Origin of the sequence: Neobacillus drentensis (assembly GCF_036965645.1) — a bacterium.
In the GTDB taxonomy this organism is placed as follows: Bacteria; Bacillota; Bacilli; order Bacillales; family Cytobacillaceae; genus Neobacillus; species Neobacillus drentensis_D.
Genome location: NZ_JBALPZ010000031.1, coordinates 1 through 9231 on the forward strand (window position 1 = coordinate 1; position 9231 = coordinate 9231).

8 protein-coding genes and 4 tRNA genes are annotated in these 9231 nt (G+C 39.6%); 11 read left to right on the forward strand and 1 reads right to left on the reverse strand.

What is annotated here, in order from left to right:
* Positions 1 to 59 precede the first annotated feature (59 nt).
* The 5 genes from V7266_RS05575 to rocF all read left to right on the forward strand — a co-directional run bounded on the left by V7266_RS05575 (position 60) and on the right by rocF (position 1531).
* A tRNA-Gln gene (locus tag V7266_RS05575) sits at positions 60 to 134 on the forward strand.
* 1 nt (position 135) lies between these two features.
* Positions 136 to 208: transfer RNA gene (locus V7266_RS05580), tRNA-Lys, on the forward strand.
* 21 nt (positions 209 to 229) lie between these two features.
* Positions 230 to 304, forward strand: a tRNA-Gly gene (locus tag V7266_RS05585).
* A gap of 3 nt (positions 305 to 307) precedes the next feature.
* A tRNA-Ala gene (locus V7266_RS05590) sits at positions 308 to 383 on the forward strand.
* Between the two features lie 248 nt (positions 384 to 631).
* On the forward strand, positions 632 to 1531 hold the full coding sequence (gene rocF / locus V7266_RS05595) for an arginase (RefSeq protein WP_335466500.1): 900 nt from the start codon (positions 632 to 634) through the stop codon (positions 1529 to 1531).
* A gap of 39 nt (positions 1532 to 1570) precedes the next feature.
* Here rocF and V7266_RS05600 read toward each other — a convergent pair whose 3' ends face one another.
* Positions 1571 to 1735: an aspartyl-phosphate phosphatase Spo0E family protein gene (locus V7266_RS05600; protein WP_335466502.1), complete on the reverse strand. Its 165-nt coding sequence runs from the start codon at positions 1733 to 1735 to the stop codon at positions 1571 to 1573.
* Between the two features lie 184 nt (positions 1736 to 1919).
* On the opposite strand from V7266_RS05600, the gene sigW reads away from it, so the two are divergent.
* The 6 genes from sigW to glmS all read left to right on the forward strand — a co-directional run bounded on the left by sigW (position 1920) and on the right by glmS (position 9091).
* Positions 1920 to 2483: an RNA polymerase sigma factor SigW gene (sigW, locus tag V7266_RS05605; protein ID WP_335466504.1), complete on the forward strand. Its 564-nt coding sequence runs from the start codon at positions 1920 to 1922 to the stop codon at positions 2481 to 2483.
* 16 nt (positions 2484 to 2499) lie between these two features.
* Positions 2500 to 3123 carry an anti-sigma factor gene (locus V7266_RS05610; RefSeq protein WP_335466506.1) on the forward strand — a complete coding sequence of 208 codons (624 nt, stop codon included), beginning with the start codon at positions 2500 to 2502 and terminating at the stop codon, positions 3121 to 3123.
* Between the two features lie 134 nt (positions 3124 to 3257).
* Positions 3258 to 4085 (forward strand): diadenylate cyclase CdaA, encoded by an 828-nt coding sequence (gene cdaA / locus V7266_RS05615; RefSeq protein WP_335466508.1) that lies wholly within the window; start codon positions 3258 to 3260, stop codon positions 4083 to 4085.
* Positions 4078 to 5367 (forward strand): CdaR family protein, encoded by a 1290-nt coding sequence (locus V7266_RS05620; RefSeq protein WP_335466509.1) that lies wholly within the window; start codon positions 4078 to 4080, stop codon positions 5365 to 5367. Before cdaA ends, V7266_RS05620 begins: the two co-directional genes overlap by 8 nt.
* A 39-nt stretch (positions 5368 to 5406) precedes the next feature.
* Complete coding sequence (gene glmM / locus V7266_RS05625) at positions 5407 to 6756, forward strand: phosphoglucosamine mutase (RefSeq protein ID WP_335466511.1); 1350 nt, start codon at positions 5407 to 5409, stop codon at positions 6754 to 6756.
* 532 nt (positions 6757 to 7288) lie between these two features.
* A complete protein-coding gene (gene glmS, locus V7266_RS05630) occupies positions 7289 to 9091 on the forward strand; it encodes a glutamine--fructose-6-phosphate transaminase (isomerizing) (RefSeq protein ID WP_335466513.1) in 1803 nt (600 codons plus the stop codon).
* Positions 9092 to 9231 lie beyond the last annotated feature (140 nt).

Below are 9231 nucleotides of genomic sequence, written 5' to 3' on the forward strand. Positions count from 1 at the left end.
TCCCCCTCCACCATTTATATTTTTAAAAAAGTTGGACATACTAGAAGTAATTACATCTTTGGGCTATAGCCAAGCGGTAAGGCATCGCACTTTGACTGCGACATGCGTTGGTTCAAATCCAGCTAGCCCAGCCAAGAGCCATTAGCTCAGTTGGTAGAGCATCTGACTTTTAATCAGAGGGTCGAAGGTTCGAGTCCTTCATGGCTCATTTTTTATTCATCCGCTTTATGCGGAAGTAGTTCAGTGGTAGAACATCACCTTGCCAAGGTGGGGGTCGCGGGTTCGAATCCCGTCTTCCGCTCCAATTGGGGTCTTAGCTCAGCTGGGAGAGCGCCTGCTTTGCACGCAGGAGGTCAGGGGTTCGATCCCCCTAGACTCCACCATCACACTACATATTTGCCTTAAACCAATCTTATGGTTTAAGGCTTTTTTTATTTTTGAACGTGTTAAAGGCCAGTTTTTTCAATAAAGGTCTTGATTGTAGCAAAAATTAACAGTCGAGTTAATTATGTATTCATTTAACATCAGAATTTTAAAATAAATACGCATATATATACAGAATTTTGTCGAGTTGAGTCATCGGTATGAAAGCGGTTAAAATGTTAGTATAACTGGCAAGGGGGAATAAGAGATGACAAGAAAACTTTCAATCATTGGAATGCCGATGGACTTAGGACAAATGAGACGTGGGGTAGATATGGGGCCAAGCGCCATCCGTTACGCAGGAATCAATGAACGCCTTAAACCACTTTTTGATGAAATACATGACTGGGGTGATATCCCTGTTGGCAGACCAGAAGTAGTCATCGATAAAGAATCGAACCTAAGAAACCTAGATCTAGTGGCAGAGAAGAGTGCTTTGCTTGCTAATAAAGTGGATGAAACAGTTCAATCTGGTGCTTTTCCACTCGTCCTAGGTGGAGACCATAGCATTGCGATAGGCACACTAGCAGGTGTTTCTAAGCATTATCAGAACTTAGGAGTTATCTGGTATGATGCTCATGGGGATTTAAATACGGCCGAAACAAGTCCATCTGGAAATATCCATGGCATGCCTTTAGCTGTAAGTATAGGCTTGGGTCACCCTTTATTAACTGAAATTGGCGGTTATAATCCGAAAGTAAAACCAGAAAATATTGTCATCATTGGTGCACGATCCCTTGACGATGGCGAGAAAGAACTTATTAGAGAAAAGGGAATTAAAGTTTACACCATGCATGAAATTGATCGATTGGGAATGACAAAAGTGATGGAGGAAACCATTGCCTATTTAAAAGAAAAAACAGATGGTATTCATTTATCACTTGATTTAGATGGTTTAGACCCAAGTGATGCTCCAGGAGTTGGTACACCAGTGATTGGCGGAATTAGCTATCGAGAGAGTCATTTGGCTATGGAAATGCTGGAGGAGGCTGGTATCATCACCTCTGCAGAATTTGTGGAAGTAAATCCAATCCTAGATGAGAAAAATAAAACAGCTATTTGTGCTGTAGAGCTAATGGGCTCATTATTTGGTGAAAAGCTACTATAAAAAGACAGCTGCATAATAGATTATGCAGCTTCTGCTATTTTAACGGTTCAATAATTGATGATATTTGTTAAGTAAGCAATCTAGCCTTTTACTAGCTTCGATTACTTTGTGATTGGATAGAGAAGTCTCAGATGCTAATAGAACCATATCATTTCGTTGAATTTCTATTTCTTCTAGTAATCCACGGTCTGGAGAAACCATCATCTACCACCTCTTTTTAACTACATATTATTTTATTCCCCCCTAATAAAATCTTTAAACATATTCTGTCTCACTTTAGTAAATTTTTGTTAATATTAAAGGTATTGAAAAGTTTTTCGTTTAAAAGCGAAACCTTTTTGGCTGACGTTCGTATTTCGTATAGCGACAATGGAGCTGAGGAAACTTAATGGATACAATTGTGAAAAAAAGAATAAAACAGGTTATTAAGGGCGATCAGGACGCCTTTGGAGAGATTGTGGAATTATATAAAAACAGTGTTTACCAGTTATGTTACAGAATGCTGGGAAATCGTCATGAAGCAGAGGATATTGCTCAGGAAGCATTTATCCGTGCCTATGTGAATATCAAGTCATTTAACCAAGATTTGAAGTTTTCAACATGGCTTTTTCGGATTGCCACTAATCTTTGCATCGACCGGATCCGCAAAAAGAAACCGGACTATTATTTAGATGCGGAAGTAGCGGGTACTGAAGGCTTAACTATGTATTCGCAAATTTCCTCGGATTCTCCTTTGCCGGAGACCGAGGTAGAAGGCCTAGAACTGCAGGAGACCGTTCAAAAGGAAATATTAAAACTACCTGAGAAGTACCGATCCGCCATTGTTCTAAAATATATGCAAGACATGTCCTTAAATGAAATAAGCGAGATTCTCAATCTTCCTCTTGGAACGGTTAAGACAAGAATTCATCGCGGCCGGGAAGCATTAAGGCAGCAATTACGATATGTATAAAGAGGTGAGAACTTAAATGTGTCCTGAACAGATCATTGAACTCATGCATGATTACTTAGATGAAGAACTAGACCCAGAGAAAGAAAAAAAACTAAGAGACCACCTCAATAGCTGTAAAGAGTGTGAAACAATATTTAATGAATTAAAAAAAGCGGATGCTTTTATTAAAAATATTCCTCATATGCAGGCACCGGCCAATTTCACAGCTAATGTGCTCGCCCGTCTACCGAAGGAAAAGAAAAAAATATGGATGCAGAAATGGTTTACAAATCATCCTATGCTCACAGCGGCTTCTGTTTTTGTCATTCTGATGATGGGAAGTTTGTTCTCAACCTGGAGCCAGGATAGGGAATTTTCTGTTTCAAAGCAAAAGAATCTGGTGGTTAAGAATCATACAGTTATAGTCCCTAAAGGAGAAACGGTTAAAGGCGATGTCGTTGTCCACAATGGGAATGTTCGGATAGAAGGTGAAGTTCAAGGTGATGTTACCGTCATTAACGGTGAAAAATATTTAGCCTCTGCTGGTCATGTAACTGGACAGATAGAGGAAATAAATGAAGTTTTCGACTGGATTTGGTATCATATGAAAAGAACAACTCATGACGTTCTAGATATCTTTAGTCAGTCTGAAACTAAATAAGAACAAATCACTCTAGGTGACGGGTGATTTGTTTTTTTTACCACATACATATGATAAGTTGTATGGTGAAGTTATGGTATAATATATTAATTGTATGAATTATATGTTGTTAGAAAGTTACGGAGGAAGAAACAATGCAGTTTGCGGATCTCAGTATATGGAAGTATCTAGCTAGTATTGTTGATATTGCCCTCGTATGGTACGTCATTTACAAACTGATCAATGTGATAAGAGGCACAAAGGCCGTTCAATTATTAAAAGGGATCCTTGTGATTCTTCTTGTCAGGGTGGTCAGTGAGTGGCTCGGCTTAATAACTTTAAGCTGGATGATGCAACAGGCCATAAATTGGGGATTTCTTGCGGTTATCATTATCTTTCAGCCTGAGCTTAGGAGAGCACTTGAACAATTAGGAAGAGGGCGATTTTTCTCGAGAAGCAGTACGCAGGACGATGATAATCAGGAAAAAGCAGTCGATGCCATTGTTAAGGCAACTGATTATATGGCAAAACGCCGAATTGGAGCCTTAATTTCAATTGAAAGAGAAACGGGCATGAGTGATTACATAGAAACAGGTATACGCTTAAATTCCAATATTTCTTCGGAATTGCTCATTAATATTTTTATTCCTAATACACCGCTTCACGATGGTGCAGTGATTATCCAAAAAAATAATGTGTCAGCGGCAGCATGCTATCTTCCTTTATCTGAAAGTCCATTTATTTCAAAGGAGCTTGGTACTAGGCACCGGGCAGCCTTAGGAATAAGCGAGGTTACAGATAGCTTAACCGTTATCGTTTCTGAAGAGACGGGGGGAATCTCACTGACAAAGAATGGAGAACTGCATCGTGATTTGAAAGTGGAGGAATTAAAAGAGCTGCTTACCCGTGAAATGTTAATTCATAATAAAGATAAACAGGCTTCTTCAGCTCGGTGGAACTGGAGGGGAAAACAAAATGGATAAAATGTTTGATAATCCTTGGTTTATAAAAATACTAGCCTTATTATTGGCTGTCCTGCTATATTCCTCGGTACCTCATTCAGGTGAAAAGTTAACCGATGTTAATGTTCCTGGGGAGCAAACAACAGAGACCATAAAAGATATCCCTGTAAAGGTTTATTATGATACTGAAAACCTAGTTGTATCAGGGATCCCAAACACAGTAGATGTAACCATTAAGGGTCCTATCACACATGTTCAATCGGCGAAGGCCTTAAGAAACTTTGAGGTATATGTCGATTTGACCAATGCAAAAATTGGCGAGCAGAAGGTAAAGCTTAAGATTCGAAATTTATCTGATAAATTAAAGGCAACCATGAAACCCGCAAGTGTGACGGTGTCCGTGCAAGAAAAAATCTCTAAGGAATTCAGGGTGGAAGCAGAATTCGATTCCAGCCAAATAGAAGATGGGTACTCAGCCGGTCAGCCTGTGGTTGAACCTAAAAAAGTAAAAATCACCGGTGCTAAAAGTGACATAGACAAAATTACTTACGTAAAAGCAACGCTTGAGGGTAATGGTAAATTAAAAGCAACAATTTCGAAGCAGGCGCAAATTCAAGTTTTGGATAAAAAGCTAAATAAATTGGATGTAACTGTTGAACCTGAAACGGTAAATGTGACCATTCCAATAAAGTTAAACAGTAAAACCGTTCCGATTAATATTATTAAAAAGGGAAATTCTCCGGAAGGGGTTACGGTCGAATCTATTGAGTTAGATGAAACAGAAGCCAAAATTACCGGAAGTGAAGAGGTTCTAAAAGATACAGAAAGTGTTCGAGTAGAAGTAGATTTAAGTAAGATTACGGAAAACACAACACTAACCTTACCGGTTATCATTTCAAATGGTATTACGAGGGTAACCCCTCAATTAGTAAAAGCAACGGTAATGGTAAAAAAAGATGAACAGAAAACAGCCACAGATGAACAAACAACGGCCACAGATGAACAAACAACGGCCACAAATGAAGAAAAAACAGTCTCAGGCATACCTTTAAAAATTCAAGGATTAGCAGCTGATCTTACAGCAGAAGTAAATGATCCAACAAGTCAGACTGTTACTTTATCAATTAATGGACCAAGTAATTCTGTTACTGAGCTCGGACCGAATGACTTTTCAGCATTTATTGATCTGTCTGGACTGACCGAGGGGACACACGATGTCAAAATTCAGGTAAACGGTCCGACCGATGTTCAGTGGACGTCTGATCAAACTACAGCAAAAGTAACCATAACTAATAATGCCTAAAATCTAGCAATACACATGTTGAAGGAGAGATTTTTTAAGATGGGTAAATATTTCGGTACCGATGGGGTACGTGGAGTAGCAAACAGCGAATTAACACCGGAGATGGCCTTTAAATTGGGGCGCTTTGGCGGTTATGTTTTAACGAAGGATAAAGATCGCCCTAAAGTAATTATTGGCCGTGATACACGTGTCTCAGGTCATATGTTAGAAGGAGCACTTGTTGCCGGCTTACTGTCAATTGGTGCAGAGGTCATGCGATTAGGAGTCATTTCAACACCTGGGGTATCCTATTTAACAAAGGCATTGGGGGCTCAAGCAGGTGTTATGATTTCTGCCTCCCATAATCCTGTTGCAGATAATGGAATTAAATTTTTTGGTCCAGATGGTTTTAAGCTGTCAGATGAACAGGAATTAGAAATTGAGAACTTTATTGATTTAGCGGAAGACCAGCTGCCACGTCCAACAGGTGCGGACCTTGGTCAGGTGATGGATTATTTTGAAGGCGGTCAGAAGTACCTTCAATACTTGAAGAATACAGTGGATGAGGATTTCTCAGGCATCCATATCGCCTTGGATTGTGCAAACGGGGCAACCTCGGCCTTAGCAAGCCACTTATTTGCAGACCTTGACGCTGATCTATCAACAATGGGGGCATCTCCCAATGGATTAAACATTAATGCTGGAGTAGGATCAACACATCCAGAAGCACTGGCAGTTCTTGTGAAAGAAAAAGGAGCTGACGTAGGCCTTTCCTTTGACGGAGACGGCGACCGCTTAATTGCGATCGACGAAAAGGGGAATATCGTGGATGGTGATCAAATCATGTACATCTGCGGGAAGTACATGAAAGAGCAGGGACGTTTAAAGCACGGGACGATTGTCTCAACTGTCATGAGTAACCTTGGCTTTTACAAAGCCCTTGAAACTCATGGAATCCATAGTGTACCTACAGCGGTAGGTGACCGTTATGTGGTAGAAGAAATGAAGAAAAGTGGTTTTAACCTTGGCGGTGAGCAATCAGGTCACATCATTTTCTTAGATTACAACACCACAGGTGATGGATTATTATCAGGATTGCAGTTAGTAAATATCATGAAGGTAACCGGCAAACCTTTATCAGAATTAGCTGGTGAAATGAAAAAGTTCCCGCAAAAGCTTGTCAATGTACGAGTAATCGATAAAAACCATGTAACCGATAACGGTAAAGTAAAAGCTGTCATTGAACAAGTTGAAGCTGAGATGGCTGGGAACGGAAGAATTCTTGTCCGTCCAAGTGGAACAGAACCGCTTGTCCGTGTCATGGCAGAGGCAGCAACCGAGGAACTATGTGAATCCTTCGTCAATCGGATTGTTCAGGTAGTGAAAGAAGAGATGGAATTAAAGGAATAGAAGAAATATAAGCTAGTGCTGGGCAACTACGAGTAAAACTCTTTGTTGTACGTAAAGCTTTCTATATGCATAAGGGAACGGATTATTTCCCTTATGCATATTTTATTATGTGTAATAATAATATTGGAAAAATCTATAATTTCCATTATATAGTTGACGAATGCCGATTATCATAGTAGTATTAACTTGCTTTGTTTAAAAGCAGGTTTTGCCATTCTAAAGAAGAAAGGTGGGTTGTTAAAAGGCTATATAATTTTTAAAAAGCGCCTGAACTAATCAAAGAGTGTTGATTAGTTGACGAGGAGGAGGATTATCGAATGTTCGGCGGATACCTCCCGGTTGCAAACGCACAACCGAAAAGTTTTTCTTTAAAACATAGAGGCAACTCTGTGCACAAAGAGAAGAATATGCGCATACTAGATGTAATGTTTAACAAGGTATAGACAGATGCCTTAATTAAAAACAGAGATGAGGGGGCAAGCACTGCCTCCAAAAGCATTCTTGCCCCCTGAGTCCAGGGAGGAAATAGAAAATGTGTGGAATTGTTGGATATATCGGAAATAACGACTCGAAAGAGATTCTTTTAAAAGGCTTAGAAAAGCTTGAATATAGAGGGTATGATTCTGCAGGAATCGCTGTAAAAAATGAAAATGGAATTCATGTTTTTAAAGAAAAGGGCCGTATTGCAGATTTACGTGAAATCGTAGTTGAAGAGGTTAAAGCGAATATTGGAATTGGTCATACTAGATGGGCAACACACGGTGTTCCAAGTAAGTCAAATTCCCATCCACATCAAAGTGGGTCAGGACGTTTTACACTTGTTCACAACGGTGTAATCGAAAACTATGAGCTCTTAAAGCGTGAATATTTAACAGGTGTGCCATTCAGAAGTGAAACAGACACTGAAGTTGTGGTTCAACTGATTGAGTTATTTGTTAACGAGGGCTTAGAGGTTATTGAGGCCTTTCGTAAGACGCTAGCCCTTTTACATGGTTCCTACGCAATTGCACTTTTAGATGAACAAGACAATGAAACCATTTATGTTGCAAAAAACAAAAGCCCTCTTTTAGTCGGCCTTGGTGATGATTTTAATGTAGTTGCTAGTGATGCAATGGCGATGCTTCAAGTAACAAATCAATATCTTGAATTAATGGATAAGGAAATTGTCCTTGTTACTAAGGATGAAGTGACCATTCAAAACCTGCAAGGCGATATCATTAGCCGTAAGCCATATACCGCTGAATTGGATGCAAGTGACATTGAAAAGGGAACCTACCCGTACTACATGTTAAAAGAGATCGATGAACAGCCGCTAGTCGTGCGTAAAATTATTCAAACATATCAAAATGAGCAAGGGGCATTAACCATTGACCCTGAAATTATTACTGCTATGAATGAATCTGACCGTGTTTATATTATTGCAGCTGGAACTTCTTACCATGCAGGATTGGTTGGAAAGCAGTTTATTGAAACCATTGCGAAACTGCCAGTTGAAGTTCATATTGCAAGTGAATTTGTTTATAATATGCCGCTTCTAACTAAGAAGCCGTTGTTTATCTTTATTTCACAAAGCGGTGAGACTGCTGACAGCCGTGCTGTACTAGTAAAAGTGAAAGAGCTCGGATATCGTACATTAACGATTACTAATGTACCAGGTTCGACGCTTTCACGTGAAGCAGATTACACACTTTTATTGCATGCTGGTCCTGAGATTGCGGTAGCTTCCTCTAAAGCCTATACAGCACAGTTGGCTGTGTTAGCGATTTTAGCAGATGTAACGGCGAAAAGCCAAGGAATTCCGGTTGATTTTGACTTGATTCATGAGCTTGGTATTATTGCGAATGCTATGGAAGTATTATGTGACTCAAAAGAGCTAATCGAACATATTTCAAGAGAGTTCTTATCTGTCACACGCAATGCCTTCTTTATCGGCCGCGGGGTTGATTATTATGTTGGACTAGAAGGTGCCTTGAAGCTTAAGGAAATTTCTTATATTCAAGCAGAGGGTTTTGCCGGCGGTGAATTAAAGCACGGTACGATTGCATTAATTGAAGAAGGTACACCTGTTATTGCCCTTGCTACACAAGAGAGCGTCAACTTAAGTATTCGTGGAAATGTGAAAGAAGTTGTAGCACGTGGAGCAAACCCATGCATTATTTCGATGGATGGTTTGAATATGGATGAAGATAGTTTTGTCATCCCAGAAGTAAATGAATTATTAACACCACTTATCTCTGTTATCCCATTGCAATTAATTGCCTATTACGCTGCCTTACACCGTGATTGTGATGTTGACAAACCACGTAACCTTGCTAAATCCGTAACGGTTGAGTAAAAGGACATATCTAAGACTGGTGATGAATCATTCCTTGATTCATCCCCAGTCTTTTTTGTTTTTTTAAAGGCTGTGTTAAAGGTTACTGTTGATTTTGAGAACTGTTGATTGGATCGTATAAGCTCGACTCCTGCGGGAGT